Origin of the sequence: Chryseobacterium formosense, assembly GCF_900116415.1 — a bacterium.
GTDB lineage: Bacteria > Bacteroidota > Bacteroidia > Flavobacteriales > Weeksellaceae > Chryseobacterium > Chryseobacterium formosense.
This window is the reverse complement of the sequence record NZ_FPAP01000003.1, coordinates 262,087-280,658: the sequence shown is the minus strand read 5'-3', so window position 1 is coordinate 280,658 and position 18,572 is coordinate 262,087. Positions and strand designations below refer to the sequence as shown.

Below are 18,572 nucleotides of genomic sequence, written 5' to 3'. Positions count from 1 at the left end.
ACTCAAAAATGAAAGCAATTCACAACTTTATTTGCATATATAGAAATATGGTTATAGTTGTGTAATATCTCAAAGATACTCAAAAATGAAAGCAATTCACAACTCACTGTCGCAAAATCTTGGCAGGAACTCAGTTGTGTAATATCTCAAAGATACTCAAAAATGAAAGCAATTCACAACTATAAATCTTATGCAGGCATTTAGTGGGTCGTTGTGTAATATCTCAAAGATACTCAAAAATGAAAGCAATTCACAACTTGAATTTCAAAACCTTTCAAAATTGGAATGTTGTGTAATATCTCAAAGATACTCAAAAATGAAAGCAATTCACAACCTTTTTTAGGTTGTTTTTTATCTGGTATTTGTTGTGTAATATCTCAAAGATACTCAAAAATGAAAGCAATTCACAACCCAATTTTCAAGTTTGTAATACAAAGCTCTGTTGTGTAATATCTCAAAGATACTCAAAAATGAAAGCAATTCACAACTATCAAACATTCATTATCCAGAATAAAAGAGTTGTGTAATATCTCAAAGATACTCAAAAATGAAAGCAATTCACAACTCAAGAGCAGTGATTAATAAACTTGCAGAAGTTGTGTAATATCTCAAAGATACTCAAAAATGAAAGCAATTCACAACTGTGGTAATGAAGAAGATCTCCGCATGACTGTTGTGTAATATCTCAAAGATACTCAAAAATGAAAGCAATTCACAACTTGGTGACGTGTCAATAGGTAGTAGAATAAGTTGTGTAATATCTCAAAGATACTCAAAAATGAAAGCAATTCACAACCATGTAAACACCATGCTCATTTTTAATTAAGTTGTGTAATATCTCAAAGATACTCAAAAATGAAAGCAATTCACAACTAACATTGCAGTGGAGCAACATTCAAGGTCGTTGTGTAATATCTCAAAGATACTCAAAAATGAAAGCAATTCACAACTGTATCGCTTGTGTAGTAAATTATTATTTTGTTGTGTAATATCTCAAAGATACTCAAAAATGAAAGCAATTCACAACTAAAGCTTGTGTTTCCTGGAGCAGTCATTAGTTGTGTAATATCTCAAAGATACTCAAAAATGAAAGCAATTCACAACTAAAAAATTATGGCGACAAAAGAAGTAAAAGTTGTGTAATATCTCAAAGATACTCAAAAATGAAAGCAATTCACAACTGATGATTGATTATGTTGAAATGTCATTGCGTTGTGTAATATCTCAAAGATACTCAAAAATGAAAGCAATTCACAACTGCTAAATGGCGCTTCATCTTCTTTCGTTGGTTGTGTAATATCTCAAAGATACTCAAAAATGAAAGCAATTCACAACAGGGTCTGTAGAGATATAATATTTATCGTCGTTGTGTAATATCTCAAAGATACTCAAAAATGAAAGCAATTCACAACTGATTATCGGAAATATCATTCTTGTTTACGGTTGTGTAATATCTCAAAGATACTCAAAAATGAAAGCAATTCACAACCGCTAAGTGAGGATTAATATTAGCATCTTTGTTGTGTAATATCTCAAAGATACTCAAAAATGAAAGCAATTCACAACTCTAGCAAACTGTGTGTATTTAGCTACACAGTTGTGTAATATCTCAAAGATACTCAAAAATGAAAGCAATTCACAACTTGAATGAAGTTTTTCAAACCTCCTTTTCTGTTGTGTAATATCTCAAAGATACTCAAAAATGAAAGCAATTCACAACTATACCGTTAGGATTAGAATACTATCACTCGTTGTGTAATATCTCAAAGATACTCAAAAATGAAAGCAATTCACAACTGTTCAGTATGATTATATACCAGATGGAGAGTTGTGTAATATCTCAAAGATACTCAAAAATGAAAGCATCTTAAATTCACAAAATGATTGGCAATATTTCATGCGTTGATCATCAAGGCATCAATTTATCATAATAAACCGGTATATATTTTTCAGCATCGAATCCCATAATCATAAATCGGTATTTTTTCGCTGAATCATTATTGTAAAAGTTAATTATGGCAGGAGCGGATTCATCAATTTCAAGAGTAGGATTCCAAAACAATACAGGGCGATAATCGGTGCTGATTTTTGAGAGCTCAGAATTACCATAATCGGAATCAGGATATTTCTCAGATTCATTATAACCTTCCATCACGAAAAAATTTAAATCGACCATCGTAGAAAGTTTATTTTCAATGGGACTCTGGGTATCTCCACGCTTAGTGTAAATTAGCACACCGCCATTTCCGCCGCCGCTCATCCCAAGACCACCATCTTTTATGATTTTAACCATAGCAATATTGGCAACAGCTATTCCGTTGAGAGAACTAGCATCCACTAACATTTCATCCAGATAAATGTTTGCTTTGCTTTGTCTAATGTAAGGAGTTGGATTTCCGTTTTCATTGTTAATTGTTAATCCTGCAACACGTCCCTGAAGCCATTGCAAAATATTCGGTGAACTTGCTGCAGACTGATTATCATTTACAAAATCGAAAACAACTTCATTCATGCTTTGATAAAGCGGACTGCTGAGTTTTTTGTTAAGATCTTCCGTAAGATTTTTTCTTTTGGCTTTTAGTTTTACCTCTTCAATATTGATGATTTTCTCGTCATATTCTTTTTTAGACTTTTTCGCCTCAATGATTTTTGTCAATTCGGCGGGCTGAGAAGTTTCCGATGTTGTATTTCTTTCCACAAGTTCATATCCTTCTACTTCAGGTAAATCTTTTTTCAAAGGGATAAATGTATTAAGTGGATTTACAAATACGTTCGTTCTGCTTTTCAACGAAGCATTTGCGCCATTTAGTTGATAAGTGACTTTTATTGGTTTTTCAAAAATCATATTGTCAAAGAAAAACTCTCCGTTGCTGTCTGTTTCTGCCTGAAGAATTTCGCGGTCAGATTTGTTTCCCTCCACAAACATAATAAGGGTTTGCTGTGGAGCCGGTTTTGCATTGATGGTAACTTTTCCCTTGTAAGAAATATATTTTGATGAATTATTAATAATTTCAGGATATTTCCCCGATATGATCTCTTTCCAGTCAAACATTTTCCACTGTTCGGAAATCAAAAGCGCATCCAAAGCTTCCGGGTTCATCTTGTCGGAAAAATATTGTGCGGGACGGTCTATTTTAGATTTAATGACGCTGGTCAGCCATAAAGAACTCAAAAAGTTTTCGTCCTGTAATGATTTTTTATATTCAGGATCAAATACAGCTATAGAATAACTCGGAACATCCTTTAAAGGTTTAACGTCAAAAGAATTCAAAGCTCTTTTTTCGGTGCTTAATTTTTCGGGCTTTACTTCAGGAGCGGCAATATGTAAATTTTGTGGCATCACAAAGCACATTCTGCTTACTAAAGGATTTTCGTTATCGTCAAAAACCGTGATTTGCATAACGCTATTGATGAGCTGATCTGTTGGTATAGACTGGAATGCATCTTTCAGCTGATTCACTTTAGCCTTATAGACAACCTGTTCTCCAATATTTGCAATTACTGTAAGATAAGGATACGCTTCTCCGGAGTTTTTTATTTTGTACTTAATATTGTCTTTTTCACTGATCACCTGTAGACTTACTCCTTTTTCGGAGGCTTTGGGAAGTACTGCGGATTTCTGTAATCCATTGTTGTCGGTCACTACAGCTTCGTAAATTTTGTCTTTTTCAGGTGTAAATGAGAAAACACCGACATTTCCGTCTAATCCTTTGAAGGTTGTAATTTTCTTTTCAGGATGATCTTTTTCAATAACATAACCTTCCCACTGAGAAGGTGGAATACCTTTACTGTGAAGTCTTACAGCAATTTTGGATGGGTTGCCCTGTATAAAGGTATTTGCTTCCGGGTGTAATGTTACAGACCACGATGAGGTTTTATCTTTTATCAGTTTTTTCGTTGAAGACGGATTGTAAACCGGAATTTGTTTCAGATATTGAAATTCTTCGCTCAGATTACTCATCATCGGAGTATAAGCTCGTACAAAATAGATGTCTTCATTAAGGTTTTCCGCAAGTTGAAAGCTGCCCTGAACAGAGCCATTGAAAACTGGAAATCTCTTTCTTAAAACCTGCTTTTTATTTCGGTCGTACAGCTCAATAAAGAAATTTGTTGAAATGTCTGATATGCTGAAGTTTCTGAGAACCATTGCATTAAACCAGACCGTTTCTCCCGAAAGATACAAATCTTTATCAGTGAGTACATAAATATTCTCCTGTGAGAAGTTTTCGTTTAAATATTGAAGAGCCTTATCGGCAGATTGTTGTGAATAAACATGGCTATAAGAAGCCAGAGCAAAACAGAATATAATTATTCTTTTCATGATCTACGGCATTATGAGTGCGCAAATTAGTGAAAAAGAGGTTACCAATATTCAATTTTATGATTAAATAACACTTTCGTTTTTAATTTACATATGATTTATACTAAACCGTTGTTATTACATTATAAGTTTCCATAAGAATTGATTTAATTATTTAAGTTTTAATAAATTGAGAATAGGATAAACTCTCAATAAACTAAAGTATTTTTTATCTTAAATTAATGATTTTCAAATTCAGACAATTCCGTTGAAGGCAAATCTCTCATTATGAATTTGTTAATTAATTAATATTGATGATGGTTAATTCATTAAAAATCATTAATTTTGCACCCGTAAAAATCATTCATGCAAAACATTAGAAATATTGCGATTATCGCACACGTTGACCACGGTAAAACGACTTTGGTTGATAAGATTATTCATGCTACAAACATTTTCAGAGAAAATCAGGAAAGTGGAGAATTAATAATGGATAACAACGATCTTGAAAGAGAAAGAGGAATTACCATTTTATCAAAAAATATTTCTGTTACTTATAAAGATACAAAAATTAACGTTATCGATACTCCTGGTCACGCCGATTTTGGTGGGGAAGTAGAAAGAGTATTGAAAATGGCAGACGGTGTTATCTTGTTGGTAGATGCGTTCGAAGGACCTATGCCGCAGACAAGATTCGTACTGCAAAAAGCTTTAGAATTAGGTCTTAGACCTTTGGTTGTCATCAATAAAGTTGATAAGCCAAACTGTCGTCCTGATGAAGTTCACGATCAGGTATTTGATTTGTTCTTCAATCTTGAAGCAACTGAAGAGCAGTTGGATTTCCCAACGTTCTACGGATCTTCAAAACAAGGATGGTTCAATACTTCATTAGAGCAAACTGACAACATTATGCCATTATTAGATGGTATTTTACAATACGTTCCTGAACCGAAAGTAACTGAAGGAAATCTTCAGATGCAGATTACTTCATTAGATTTCTCTTCTTTCTTAGGAAGAATTGCAATCGGTAAAGTAACGAGAGGTGAGCTTAAAGAATCTCAGTGGATCGGTCTTGCCCAGGCAGACGGAAAAATTGTGAAAGGAAAAGTAAAAGAACTATATGTTTTCGAAGGTTTAGGAAAGAAAAAAGTAACTGAAGTTCAGGCAGGTGATATCTGCGCTGTAGTAGGTTTCGATGCTTTCCAGATCGGAGATTCTTTCGTAGATCTTGAAAATCCTGAGCCATTGGAGAGAACGGCTATTGATGAGCCTACTCTGAACATGACTTTCTCAATCAACAATTCACCTTTCTTCGGTAAAGACGGTAAATATGTTACATCAAACCACCTGAAAGAAAGACTTTACAAAGAATTAGAGAAAAACTTGGCACTAAGAGTTCAGCAGACTGATGATGCCAACACATTCCTGGTATTCGGTAGAGGTATTCTTCACTTGTCGGTTCTTATTGAAACAATGAGAAGAGAAGGTTACGAAATGACGATCGGACAGCCACAAGTTATCTTGAGAGAAGATGAAAACGGACAAAAATTAGAGCCTTATGAATCTTTGGTTGTAGACGTTCCTGAAGAATTTGCTTCTAGAGTTATCGATTTGGCCACTCAGAGAAAAGGAGATCTTCACATCATGGAAACTAAGGGAGAAATGCAGCACATGGAATTCGAAATTCCTTCAAGAGGCTTGATCGGATTGCGTTCTCAAATGTTGACTGCTACTGCTGGTGAAGCTATCATGGCACACCGTTTCACAGAATACAAGCCTTTCAAAGGTGCGATTCCTGGAAGAAGTAATGGCGTATTGATTTCTAAAACTCAAGGTCCTGCAACTGAATATTCTATTGCTAAATTACAGGATAGAGGTAAGTTCTATGTTGATCCGGGCGAGGAAATCTATGCAGGGATGGTTATCGGTGAGCAAAACAAGCCGGGAGATTTGGTTGTAAACATTGTTGAAGCAAAACAGTTGAATAACATGAGAGCTTCAGGGAAAGATAAAGATACAGGTGTTGCACCAAAAATCTTATTCTCTCTTGAAGAATGTATGGAATACATTCAGGCTGATGAAGCAATCGAGGTAACTCCGAATTTCATCCGTATGAGAAAGAAATTACTTTCTGAAGAAGAAAGAAAAAGAGTAGAAAGAGGAGCGAAAGCTTAATTTTAACTCTAATAATATATCTAAAGCCTCGATTTTTCGGGGCTTTTTTTATTAGCCACAATTTTAAACTCGTGTATATTATTGTTTTAACTAAATTTTACAGTATGAGATTTCCGAAATTACCTTTATATCATTAGTTTTGTCTTTTAGCAACTTTGAAATTCTTTCTTAGAATAAAATATGAAAATCACTAAAATAAAATTAATCTGTATACTAGGTTTGTTCGCTTCTTTCACTACATCATGTGCTGTAAGAGAAAATGCTCCAAAAAACAAGTCTGGAAAAACGACAAACAATTCAAAAAGTACGGTTAAAAAACCAGATCCGAAATCTGTTCCGCCAATTGCAGCAATACCTGTTGAAGAAGATTTTAAAGTAAATCTTCCGGCGATTAACCGCGAATTTCGCGGAGTCTGGATTGCGAGTGTTGCCAATATCAACTGGCCATCAAGAAATAATCTTTCTGTAGAGCAACAAAAAGCGGAAGCGATCAATATGTTGAATATGCTTCAGGAAAATAATTTTAATGCGGTAATTTTTCAGGTTCGACCTTCTGCAGATGCATTGTACACCAGTGAATTAGAACCATGGTCGTATTTTTTAACAGGAAAAACAGGTGAACCGCCATACCCGAATTACGACCCTTTACAATTCTGGATTGAAGAATCTCATAAAAGAGGTTTGGAACTTCATGTTTGGTTAAATCCTTACAGAGCGCATCATTCTAACGGTGGGGCAGTAACCAGTCAATCGATGGCGAGTAAGCTTTCTGATATTACGATCAGATTAAAAAACGGGATGTATTGGTTTGATCCTGCAGATCCGAAAACTCAGGGGCACGTTTCGAATGTTGTAAAAGATATTGTGAAAAGGTATGATATCGACGCAGTACATTTTGATGATTATTTTTATCCTTATGCAACCTACAACAGAGGTGCAGATTTCCCAGATCACAAAACTTGGGCAGCTTACCAAAGTTCAGGCGGAACATTATCGAGAGGAGATTGGAGAAGAGATAATGTGAATAAATTTGTTGAAAGAATTTACAAGGAAATCCATGCAGAGAAAAATCATGTGAAATTCGGGATCAGTCCGTTCGGAATCTGGAAACCCGGTTATCCTGAAGGAATTGTCGGTTCTTCACAATATGACGAATTGTTTGCTGATGCTAAATTATGGTTAAATAAGGGGTGGGTTGATTATTTTTCACCGCAATTGTACTGGCCGATTGATTCAAAAGGACAGGGTTTTGCGTCTTTATTAAACTGGTGGAAATCTGAAAACACAATGAACCGTCATCTTTGGCCCGGATTAAATACGGTTGAGATAAAAACTGCTGACCGACCAACCGAAATTAAAAATCAGGTTGAGCTTTCCAGACAAATCTTAAATAATGATGCTGGAGAAATTCATTGGAGCATTGCAGGCTTGACGAAAAATTCAAACATGCTTCCGACTTTGAAAAACGGACCGTATAAAGAAAAGGCTTTAACCCCGAAAAGTCCATGGATTAAAACGATTCCTTTAGAAAAACCAAGTTTATTTATAAATGACAACGGGAATTTTATACAGACAAGTTGGAGTTCGAAGAAAATAGCAAACGTCTTTCAATGGGTTCTCTTCACACAATACAACGGAATTTGGGAAACTGAAATTTTGACTTTAGAAACACTTTCAAAAGAAATTCTTAAGTTTAAAGATGGTAAAACGTTAAATGCAGTTGCGATCAAAGCAATAGACCGTTTAGGAAATGAGAGCGATTATATGGCGAAAAAAGTAAAGTGATTTTGAGTAAAAATAAATAGAAAACGACGCAAAAAATTTGCGTCGTTTCGTTTATCTAAATATTAAATTATCCTATCTCAATACCATTTTCCACCGTTTCATCCGGCGTCACAAAAGATAATTTTCCGTCAGCTTTTGTTGTCAATAACAACATTCCCTGAGATTCAATTCCTCTGATTTTTCTTGGAGCAAGATTTAATAAAATCATCACCTGCTTTCCAATTACTTCTTCCGGAGTGAAACTTTCTGCAATTCCTGAAACCACAGTTCTTACATCAACACCGGTATCAACAGTCAGTTTTAATAATTTATCTGCTTTTTCTACTTTTTCAGCTTCAAGAATGGTTGCTGTTCTCAAGTCGATTTTTGTGAAATCATCAAACTGTATTTCGTCTTTCATTGGGTTGGCGTTAGGGTTTGTTTTTTTATTGCTTTGTTTTGTATTTTCCAGTTTTTGGATTTGAGCTTCGATTACATCATCTTCAATTTTTGAGAAAAGAAGAGATGATTCATTAATTTTATGACCTGTTTCAATTAAGACAGACTTCGTTTCAACATCGCTCCAGTTCGATTTTTCAACGTTGAACATGTTCAATAATTTCTCAGAACTGAAAGGCATAAATGGTTCGCATAACTGCGCTAAACCAACTGCAATCTGAGCTCCAACAAATAATGACTGTGCCGCCTTTTCAGGATTATCTTTAATGGTTTTCCAAGGTTCTTCAGCCTGAAGATATTGGTTTCCGAAACGTGCTAAATTCATCAAGGCGGTCAAAGAATTTCTGAATTCATAATTTTCCAAGAATCCTGAAATTTCTTTTGCTGATTTATTGATTTCCTGTAGTTCCGGAGCATTAACGTCGCCTTGAGGAACAATTCCATCATAATATTTATGAATTAAAACCGCAACTCTGTTGATAAAGTTCCCAAAAATTCCCACTAACTCAGAATTGTTTTTAGTCTGGAAATCCTTCCATGTAAAATTGTTATCCTTGGTTTCTGGAGCTGAAGAAAGCAATGCGTAACGCAAAACATCCTGCTGTCCCGGGAATTCTTCCACATATTCGTGTGCCCAGACTGCCCAGTTTCTTGAAGTTGAAATTTTATCGTTTTCAAGATTTAAAAATTCAAAAGCGGGAACGTTTTTCGGCATTTTGAAATCTCCGTGAGCCTTCATCATCGCCGGGAAAATAATACAATGGAATACAATATTATCTTTTCCGATAAAATGAACCAAATCAGATTCTTCACTTTGCCAGTAATCTTTCCAGTCTTTTCCGTTTTTCTCAGCCCATTCTTTTGTGAAAGAAATATATCCAATAGGTGCATCAAACCAAACATACAAAACTTTTCCTTCTGCATTAGGAAGTGGAACAGGAACTCCCCAATTCAAATCTCTGGTCATTGCACGAGGCTTTAAACCGTCAGTCAACCAAGATTTTACCTGTCCGTAAACATTGGGTTTCCAGTCGTCTTTGTGACCTTCAATAATCCATTCGTTTAAGAAATCTTCATATTCGTTTAATGGTAAATACCAGTTTTTAGTCTCTTTTAAAATAGGAACATTTCCGCTCAACATTGATTTTGGATTGATCAGTTCAGACGGAGAAAGGGTAGAACCACATCTCTCGCACTGATCTCCGTAAGCGTTTTCGTTACCACAGTTCGGGCAAGTTCCTACGATATATCGGTCAGCTAAGAATTCATTTGCCTGTTCGTCAAAATACTGCTCAGACATTTCTTCTGTAAACTTTCCTTTTTCGTAAAGCACTTTAAAGAAATCCTGACTTGTTTCGCGATGGTTAGCCGATGTTGTTCTCGAATATTCATCAAATGAAATCCCTAAATCTGCAAAAGATTTTTTGATGATTTCATGATATTTATCGACTATATCCTGTGGGGTAACTCCTTCTTTTTTAGCTCTTATGGTGATAGGAATTCCGTGCTCATCTGATCCACAGATAAAAGCAACATCTTTTCCCGATCTTCTCTGAAATCTTGCATAAACATCTGCAGGAATGTAAACTCCCGCCAAATGCCCAATATGAACCGGTCCGTTTGCATATGGCAAAGCCGCCGTAATCATCTTTCTGTTTGACATTTATAGTATAGTTTTAAGTCTGCAAAGATAAAGATAATCTGCCAAAATTCTTCGATTTAAGGCTATTATATCTAAATATGTTTAATAGATTACGTTATAATATTTAGGTATTGTCTTAAACGTAACATTCGCAAAGTTTTGTTTAAATGAAGTAGTTTATCTTCCGTTCGCTAAGGCACCTTTCAGCAAAAGCCAATTGCGTTTTTCGCTGAGTGAAACGCCTTTTCGGACGGAAATATGCAATTTGATTTGAAAAGATCTTTGCGCTCACTGCGTTTAAATAATTGTGTTGTTTGTAACTTAAACCTGTGAAAAGAATCTTTTGTAAATATTGCTATTTCTTGACGGTATTTTTTTACTTTTAAACTTTATAAAATTCAATAAGATGAAAATTACAATTGGCGCAGTTTTACTTACGATGATGTTTGCAGGTGCAAATGCGCAGTCGTTGAAATCTCCTGACGGAAAATTTGAAATGAATTTCCAGCTGAAAAATGGAGTTCCTTTTTACAATTTAAAATATAACGGATCTACGGTTGTTGAAGATTCCAAATTAGGATTAAGGCTTTTTAAAGATACTTCGGTAACATTTGCTTCAGAAATTGCTAAAACTGAAGATGCGAAATTTGATTTAAATAATGATTTCGTTAAAACCTCTGAGAAAAGAGACTCAAAAAATGAAACTTGGCAACCGGTTTTAGGCGAAAAGAAAAATTATATCAACCATTATAATGAATTGGCGGTTACGCTGAATCAAAATTTAACCGACCGAAGTATTGTGGTTAAATTTCGATTGTTTAATGATGGTCTTGGTTTCAGATATGAATTTCCGCAGCAGAAAAACCTGAATTATTTTGTCATCAGAGAAGAAGATACGGAATTTGATTTTCCGACGGATATGAAAGCCTGGTGGATGGTTGCCGATTACGATTCTCAGGAATACAAATATCAGGAAACCAACATCTCTGAAATTCCACAAAAATGGGATAAGGCTTTTGATTCTAATGCTTCTCAGAAATTAATTAAAAATGCGGTTCAGTCTCCGTTAATGTTAAAAAAGAACGGAAAAGAACCTTTGTACATCAATATTGCAGAAGCGGCGGTTCTCAATTATGCAGCTTCCCATCTTGAAGTTGATGCTCAGAATTTTAAATTTAAAACCCATCTTACGGCGGACCGGCAAGGCGCAAAAGGGTACATTCAGACGCCTTCTGTGACGCCTTGGAGAACCATTATCGTTTCACCAAAAGCAGAAGAGTTGATGGATTCAAAAATGCTTTTCAATCTGAATGAACCTACAAAATACACCGACACTTCTTACATCAAACCTACAAAATACATGGGAGTTTGGTGGGAAATGATTATCGGGAAATCGCAGTGGGCTTATTCTACAGCAGATAATGTGCATCTTGGAACAACTGATTTTTCTAAATTAACACCCAACGGAAAACATGGAGCCAATAATACAAAAGTTAAAGAATATATTGATTTTGCCGCTGAAAATGGTTTTCAGGGATTGTTGATTGAAGGTTGGAATGTTGGTTGGGAAGACTGGTTTGGTCATTCGAAAGAATTTGTTTTTGATTTTCTGACGCCTTATCCTGATTTTGATATTAAAATGTTGAATGAATATGCTCAATCTAAAGGTTTAAAATTAATCATGCATCATGAAACTTCCGGTTCGGCAACCAATTACGAAAGATGGGCAGACCAAGCTTTTCAGTTGATGAATAAATATGGTTATACCTCTGTGAAAACAGGCTATGTGGGCGATATTATTCCGAGAGGAGAGCATCATTATTCGCAGTGGACGATCAATCATTATTACAGAATTATAGAAAAAGCAAATCAGTATAAAATCATGGTCAATTCTCATGAATCGGTTCGTCCGGGAGGAGAAAGCCGTACCTATCCGAATTATATTTCAGCAGAAGCCGCCCGTGGAACTGAATATGAAGCTTTTGCAGGAAACAATCCCGACCATCAGACAATTCTTCCGTTCACACGATGGATAGGTGGTTCGATGGATTACACACCGGGAATTTTCCAAACGAAATTAGATTATTATTTTCCGGGAGATCAACGTTTTGTGAAAACAACTTTGGCAAAACAGTTAGCGTTGTACGTGACGATGTATATGCCTTTGCAGATGGCTGCAGATCTACCTGAAAACTATAAAAAACACATGGATGCGTTTCAGTTCATCAAAGATGTGGCGGCAGACTGGGATGATACAAAAATTCTTTCGGCAGAACCGGGAGATTATGTAATCACGGCAAGAAAAGCGAAAGGAACCGAAAATTGGTTTGTCGGCGGGATTACCGATGAGAATAAACGAGATTATACCGTAGATTTTTCATTTTTAGACAAAGGAAAAAAGTATGTAGCAATAATCTATGAAGACGGAAAAGATGCAGATTATATCGACAATCCTCAGAGTTATAACATCTACAAAAAACAGATTACAAACAAATCCAAAATCAATTTCAAATTGGCTCGAAGTGGAGGTTTTGCCGTTTCTATAAAACCAATAAAATAAATAATTCATAATTTTATAGTCCTTAAAGCCAAAAACTTTAAGGATTTTTCTTTCTAGTGCATGATATTTTTTAACCGCAAAAGTCACAAAAGATTTATAATGAAATAAGTTATTCAAAAGCTAACAAAACAAAACATAAATGAAACCTTTACATTTTGTAAATTTTTGAAATTCTAAATTTTTTCAATTATTACTTTTGATTCTTTTGCGGTTAAAAAGACATTTTAAGTTTTTGTCAGACACCAAAAATTTTATTTTAAATGATATTTAATGAAGCTGATGACTAAAATTTTTACCAAACAGAACATTTTTCTTTTTCTGCTTGTTGCCATGGTTTTACTTGCGAAAATCTTTCCATTCGAACAATCTTACAACCAGTATTTTAATCTTTCCGGATTTATCGATTGGGGAATTGCCGGAATTTTTCTTTTATATGGTTTAAAATTAAATTTAAAAGAAGTTGTAAAAGATGTTTCCAACTGGAAATTGCATTTGTTGATTCAGTCTGGAACTTTCCTCTTATTTCCTTTATTGGTTTTGATTTTTTATCCATTCATCAAAGATTCAGAATATTACAATATCTGGCTTTCTGTATTTTTCCTGGCGAGTTTACCCTCAACGGTTTCTTCGTCTGTTGTCATGGTCTCGATTGCTAAAGGAAATGTGACTTCAGCGATTTTTAATGCGTCAATTTCAGGCTTGATTGGAATTATTATGACACCGCTTCTGATGAGTTTTTTCTTAGTTTCGAATGCATCTTCAGGAAATCAGACGCAAATTATCGAGCAGCTTTTAATCAAAGTCTTATTGCCGATTATTTTAGGGGTTTTATTAAATCCATTACTGAAAAAATGGGTAACAAAATATTCAAATATTATCGCAGAATTTGACCGACTGATTATTTTATTGATTGTGTATGAAAGTTTTTCGAGTGCATTTATAGAAAATATTTTTGCTTCGGTTCATTCTTTGGTGTTTGTTATTTTGGCTTTCAGCGTGGTTTTCCTGTTCTTTTCAGTCTATTATATCCTTAAATTTTTCGCTGAAAGATTAAATTTTAAAGCAAAAGATGTTATTACAACAACATTTTGCGGTTCAAAAAAATCACTGGTTCACGGAAGTTTGTTTCTGTTGGTTTTAGGAATTCCGGATGAACAAAAAGTGTTGTTTCTGCTTCCTGTAATGGTTTATCACAGTTTCCAGTTGTTTTATGTAAGTTGGTTGGCAAACAGAATTGCAAAACGTATGGAATTGGTCGAATTTTAAATTTGATTATATTTAAAGAAAATTATGATTATGAATAGAATAAAATTATTCTTTGCTTTAACAATCTTTCTATTTACTTTTTCAAAGTTTTCAGCGCAATCTAAAGACGCAAAATTTGAAAATGAAAAAACAGCCATTTCAAAAATGCTTGATGATTTCAACGTTGCTGCAGCGAATGCGGAATTTGAAAAATACTTCAGTTTTTTTGCTGATGAATCTACGTTTATCGGAACCGATGCAACGGAAATCTGGAATAAACAAGAATTTAAAACCTGGGCAAAACCCCATTTTGATAAAAAAAAGACCTGGAATTTTACATCGGTTAAAAGAAATGTCTATTTCAGCAAAGATGGAAAAATGGCTTGGTTTGATGAATTATTAGATACACAAATGAAAATTTGCCGAGGTTCCGGGGTTTTAGAAAAAATCAATGGACAATGGAAAGTAAAACAGTATGTACTTTCGGTAACAGTTCCAAACGATGTGGTCGATAAAGTAGTTGCTGAAAAGTCAGCTTTGGAAGATGTTTTGTTACAGGAATTAAAGTCTTCTAAAAAATAAAACAGCATTGAAAGAATTAGTAAAATCATCAATAGGAGCGGACTTTAGTCCGCTTTCTTATTTTGAAGGAATAAAGGCTTTAGCCAAAACTTACATCAAATCTAAAAGGTTTAAAATTCACTTCTAAGAAAATTAGCCATTCACAATTGACAAAAATCCTTTCTTACCTTAGATCAACAACTCTAAATCCTGTAAGCGGTACCTTTGTATCATAATTAATAGCAATAATAATTAAATGACAAATAAAGGATATGAAAACAGTATATCACAAAGCAGATTCAAGAGGTCACGCCAATCATGGATGGCTGAATTCTTACCATACATTCAGTTTTGCAGGCTATCAAAATAGAGAAAGACAGAATTTCGGAGTCTTGAGAGTGTTGAATGACGACACTGTTTCTCAGGGAATGGGTTTCGGGACGCATCCTCATAGAGATATGGAAATTATTTCCATTCCATTAGAAGGTGATCTGGAGCATAAAGATTCGATGGGAACTGCTGCGGTAATCAAAAAAGGTGAGATTCAGGTAATGAGTGCCGGAACCGGAGTTCAGCACAGCGAGTACAACAAAAATAAAGATGAAGAAGTAAAATTCTTACAGATCTGGATTTTCCCGAGAGAGGTTGGTGTTGAACCAAGATACGATCAAAAGAGCATTAAAGAAGGCGAAAAAATTAACGGATTCCAACAGATTTTATCACCCAATAAAAACGATGACGGAGTTTGGATTCATCAGGATGCATGGTTTAATCTGGCTAATTTTACCAAAGGAAATGGTAAAAATTATACACTGAACAAAAAAGGAAATGGGGTGTACGCTTTTGTATTAAAAGGAAGTGCAAAAGTGGGCGATAGAATTCTGAATGAAAGAGACGGTTTAGGAATTTGGGACACCCAAAGTTTCAACATCGAAGCAACGGAAGATACAGAAATCCTTTTAATGGAAGTTCCGATGGAATTGCCTTCTTACCTGAAATAATCCCTAATTTTGCCTCATTAAAAATTCCCCTCCCTTGGAGGGGTGGCGAAAATTCGATAGAATTTTTGACGGGGTGGTCAAAAAAATATAAATAACATAAAAATCAGACAAATTCAAATTATACAATGAAAATTTTAGCAATCGCCGGAAGCAATTCCGAGACATCAATCAATAAACTCTTAGTTTCTTACTCAGCATCATTAATCGAAAATGCAGAAGTAGAAGTCGTAGACATGAACGATTTTGAAATGCCGATTTATAAGCATCAAAGAGAAGTAGAAAGCGGGGTTCCGCAACAAGCAGTAGATTTTGCGTCAAAAATAGATTCAGCAGATATACTTTTAATTTCATTATCAGAACATAACGGAACATATTCTACAGCATTTAAAAATGTTTTCGACTGGACGTCAAGAATTAAAGAAAGAGCAGTTTGGAATGAAAAACCAATGTTGTTGATGGCTACAGCTCCTGGTGGAAGAGGTGGTTTAGGAGTTTTGGAGGCGGCAGAAAAACGTTTTCCTTTGCATGGAGGAAATATTATTGACACTTTCACGCTTCCATTCTTTAATGATAATTTCGATAAAGAAGCCAATAAAGTATCTAATGTGGAGAAAGACAATGAGTTAAAAGAAAAAATTCAGAAGATTTCTGCTGTTGAAACAATCTTAGAAAAATAGCATTTGAATATTAACATAAAATTAATATCTTTGCAAAAAGAATTAGAAATGAAAATTCAGACCACTTTTAAAGAATATTCCTTCAAAAAAGGGAAAACTGTGGACTCTGAAATTCTGAGATAAAATAACGGCCGATAATCTACCAAGATTGTCGGCTTTTTTATTTTCGAAATTTAAATTTAATATACAAAAGACAGATAGATTTGAAATAGATGATTTGCGAAATCTGAAATCTTGAATCTTGAATCTGAAAACCTAAATAAAAGCATGAGCAACACGTACAAATCAGCTGGAGTAGACAAAGAAGAAGGATACAAAACCGTTGACAAGATCAAGAAAGCGGTAGGCGAAACTCACAATTCCAATGTATTGAATCATTTGGGAAGTTTTGGAGCTTTTTACGAAATCGGAGGTTACAAAAACCCTGTTTTGGTTTCCGGAACAGACGGTGTAGGAACGAAGCTGAAAGTAGCTTTAGATTCAAAAAAATACGATTCTATTGGGGTAGACTGCTTCGCAATGTGTGCGAATGACATCCTTTGTCACGGGGCGAAACCATTATTTTTCCTTGATTATCTGGCTTGCGGAAAATTAGATTCTGAAATCGCTGCAGAAATCGTTTTAGGAATGGTAGAAGCTTGTAAAGACAACAACTGCGCATTAATTGGTGGAGAAACTGCCGAAATGCCGGGAATGTATCAGCCTGGAGATTACGATGTTGCAGGATTCTGTGTAGGAATCGTTGAAAAAGACCAGATTATTGACGGTTCAAAAATTAAGACAGGTGATAAAATCATCGCTCTTCCAAGTTCAGGATTCCACTCAAACGGATTCTCTTTGGTAAGAAAAGTTTTCCCTGATTTCAATGAAGAATTTGAAGGAAAGCCTTTGTACGAGACGCTTTTAGTTCCTACGAGATTATATTATAAAGATATTCATAAAGTAATTGAAGAAGTTCAGGTTGCGGGTATTGCTCATATTACGGGTGGCGGATTGTACGAAAACATCCCAAGAATTATCGGTGAAGGACTTTGTGCGACGATTGATGCTTCAAAAATCCAGATTCCAAGCATCATGGTAGAATTGGAAAAAAGAGGTGGTGTAGCTCACGAAGAAATGTTCGGAACATTCAATATGGGTGTCGGAATGATCGTGGTTGTAGATGCAGAACACGCTGAAAAAGTATTGCACCTTTTAGATGATGCTTACGAAATCGGAGAAATTACAGAAGGAAGCGAAAAAATAGATTTAAAATTTTAGGAGCTTAATCCCGCTTTCCACTATATCTTTTTCGCCAGCGCTTTTTTACAAAGCCATTCAGAAAAAGGATGCCGTTGCAATCGGGGCTAGTTAATAACAGAGAAAGCCTTGTCAAGGTTTTAAACCTTGACAAGGCTCACAAAATAAAAATGAAAAATATTGTCATTTTAGTTTCAGGTTCAGGAACCAATCTTCAGAGAATCATTGATACTATTGATAACGGAGAAATCCAGAATGCAAAAGTATCTTTAGTGGTTGCCGACAGAGAATGTTTCGGATTGGAAAGAGCAAAAAATCATAACATAGATAATGTTCTGATTCCGAGAGGAAAAAACTTCAGCAACGAATTGAGCAAAATAATCCCGGAAAATACAGATTTAATCGTATTGGCAGGATTTTTATCAATCTTAAAACCTGAGTTTTGTGAAAATTGGGTCGGAAAAATCATCAATATTCATCCGGCGTTGCTTCCGAAATTCGGAGGAAAAGGAATGTGGGGATATCACGTTCATAGCGCGGTGATTGAAGCAAAAGAAAAAGAAAGCGGGGCAACCGTACATTTTGTAACTTCAGGAATCGATGAAGGAGAGGCTATTCTTCAAAAATCATTCGAAGTCACAGAAGAAGACACTCCCGAAACCGTTGCGGAAAAAGTTCATTTAGTTGAATATGAAATTTTCCCAATAGCAATAAATAAAGTATTGAATAATAATTAGCTCCCAATTATTAGCAATAAGAAAATTCCCCTCCCTTGGAGGGGTGGCAAAAATTCAAAGAATTTTTGACGGGGTAGTTAATAAAGCATCCAATCTTTGCTGAGTGAAACGCCTTTGCGAACGAAAATATTCAGCAAGAAATTAAAAAAAATTAGCGCCCTTTGCGTTAAAAATAGTAATTAACAAAACACATTTAGATTTTAATTATTTCG

Annotated in this window: 11 protein-coding genes and 1 CRISPR repeat array (1 of these 12 running past the window's edge); of the genes, 9 read left to right on the top strand and 2 right to left on the bottom strand. The window is 35.0% G+C overall.

The features are described 5' to 3' along the window. A CRISPR array of direct repeats spans positions 1-1,875; the repeat unit is 48 nt; unit sequence GTTGTGTAATATCTCAAAGATACTCAAAAATGAAAGCAATTCACAACT; it reaches 1,330 nt to the left of the window's first position. Positions 1,876-1,909: 34 nt separating this feature from the next. Beyond that, on the bottom strand, positions 1,910-4,321 hold the full coding sequence (locus BM371_RS20580; RefSeq protein ID WP_034673412.1) for a hypothetical protein: 2,412 nt from the start codon (positions 4,319-4,321) through the stop codon (positions 1,910-1,912). 345 nt (positions 4,322-4,666) lie between these two features. Here BM371_RS20580 and typA point away from each other — a divergent pair, with 345 nt between their 5' ends. Then, positions 4,667-6,475 carry a translational GTPase TypA gene (gene typA / locus BM371_RS12820; protein WP_034673413.1) on the top strand — a complete coding sequence of 603 codons (1,809 nt, stop codon included), beginning with the start codon at positions 4,667-4,669 and terminating at the stop codon, positions 6,473-6,475. 180 nt (positions 6,476-6,655) lie between these two features. Beyond that, positions 6,656-8,260, top strand: a complete 1,605-nt coding sequence (locus BM371_RS12815) for a glycoside hydrolase family 10-like protein (protein WP_034673415.1) — start codon at positions 6,656-6,658, stop codon at positions 8,258-8,260. Positions 8,261-8,327: 67 nt separating this feature from the next. On the opposite strand, the gene metG is transcribed toward BM371_RS12815, so the two are convergent. After that, on the bottom strand, positions 8,328-10,361 hold the full coding sequence (metG, locus tag BM371_RS12810) for a methionine--tRNA ligase (RefSeq protein ID WP_034673416.1): 2,034 nt from the start codon (positions 10,359-10,361) through the stop codon (positions 8,328-8,330). A 385-nt stretch (positions 10,362-10,746) separates the two neighbouring features. Here metG and BM371_RS12805 point away from each other — a divergent pair, with 385 nt between their 5' ends. The 7 genes from BM371_RS12805 to purN all read left to right on the top strand — a co-directional run bounded on the left by BM371_RS12805 (position 10,747) and on the right by purN (position 18,360). After that, entirely contained in the window at positions 10,747-12,900 is a 2,154-nt protein-coding gene (locus BM371_RS12805) for a glycoside hydrolase family 97 protein (protein WP_034673418.1), read from the top strand. A gap of 270 nt (positions 12,901-13,170) precedes the next feature. Then, positions 13,171-14,166 (top strand): bile acid:sodium symporter family protein, encoded by a 996-nt coding sequence (locus BM371_RS12800; RefSeq protein ID WP_034673419.1) that lies wholly within the window; start codon positions 13,171-13,173, stop codon positions 14,164-14,166. Positions 14,167-14,196: 30 nt separating this feature from the next. Continuing rightward, on the top strand, positions 14,197-14,727 hold the full coding sequence (locus BM371_RS12795) for a nuclear transport factor 2 family protein (protein WP_034676952.1): 531 nt from the start codon (positions 14,197-14,199) through the stop codon (positions 14,725-14,727). A gap of 251 nt (positions 14,728-14,978) precedes the next feature. Beyond that, on the top strand, positions 14,979-15,707 hold the full coding sequence (locus BM371_RS12790) for a pirin family protein (protein WP_034673421.1): 729 nt from the start codon (positions 14,979-14,981) through the stop codon (positions 15,705-15,707). Between the two features lie 125 nt (positions 15,708-15,832). Next, complete coding sequence (locus tag BM371_RS12785) at positions 15,833-16,384, top strand: NADPH-dependent FMN reductase (protein ID WP_034673422.1); 552 nt, start codon at positions 15,833-15,835, stop codon at positions 16,382-16,384. A gap of 267 nt (positions 16,385-16,651) precedes the next feature. Next, the gene (purM, locus tag BM371_RS12780) at positions 16,652-17,644 is read left to right on the top strand and encodes a phosphoribosylformylglycinamidine cyclo-ligase (protein WP_034676955.1); all 993 of its coding nucleotides are present in this window, start codon (positions 16,652-16,654) and stop codon (positions 17,642-17,644) included. Positions 17,645-17,793: 149 nt separating this feature from the next. Further along, positions 17,794-18,360: a phosphoribosylglycinamide formyltransferase gene (purN, locus tag BM371_RS12775; RefSeq protein ID WP_034676956.1), complete on the top strand. Its 567-nt coding sequence runs from the start codon at positions 17,794-17,796 to the stop codon at positions 18,358-18,360. The last annotated feature ends 212 nt before the right edge of the window (positions 18,361-18,572 follow it).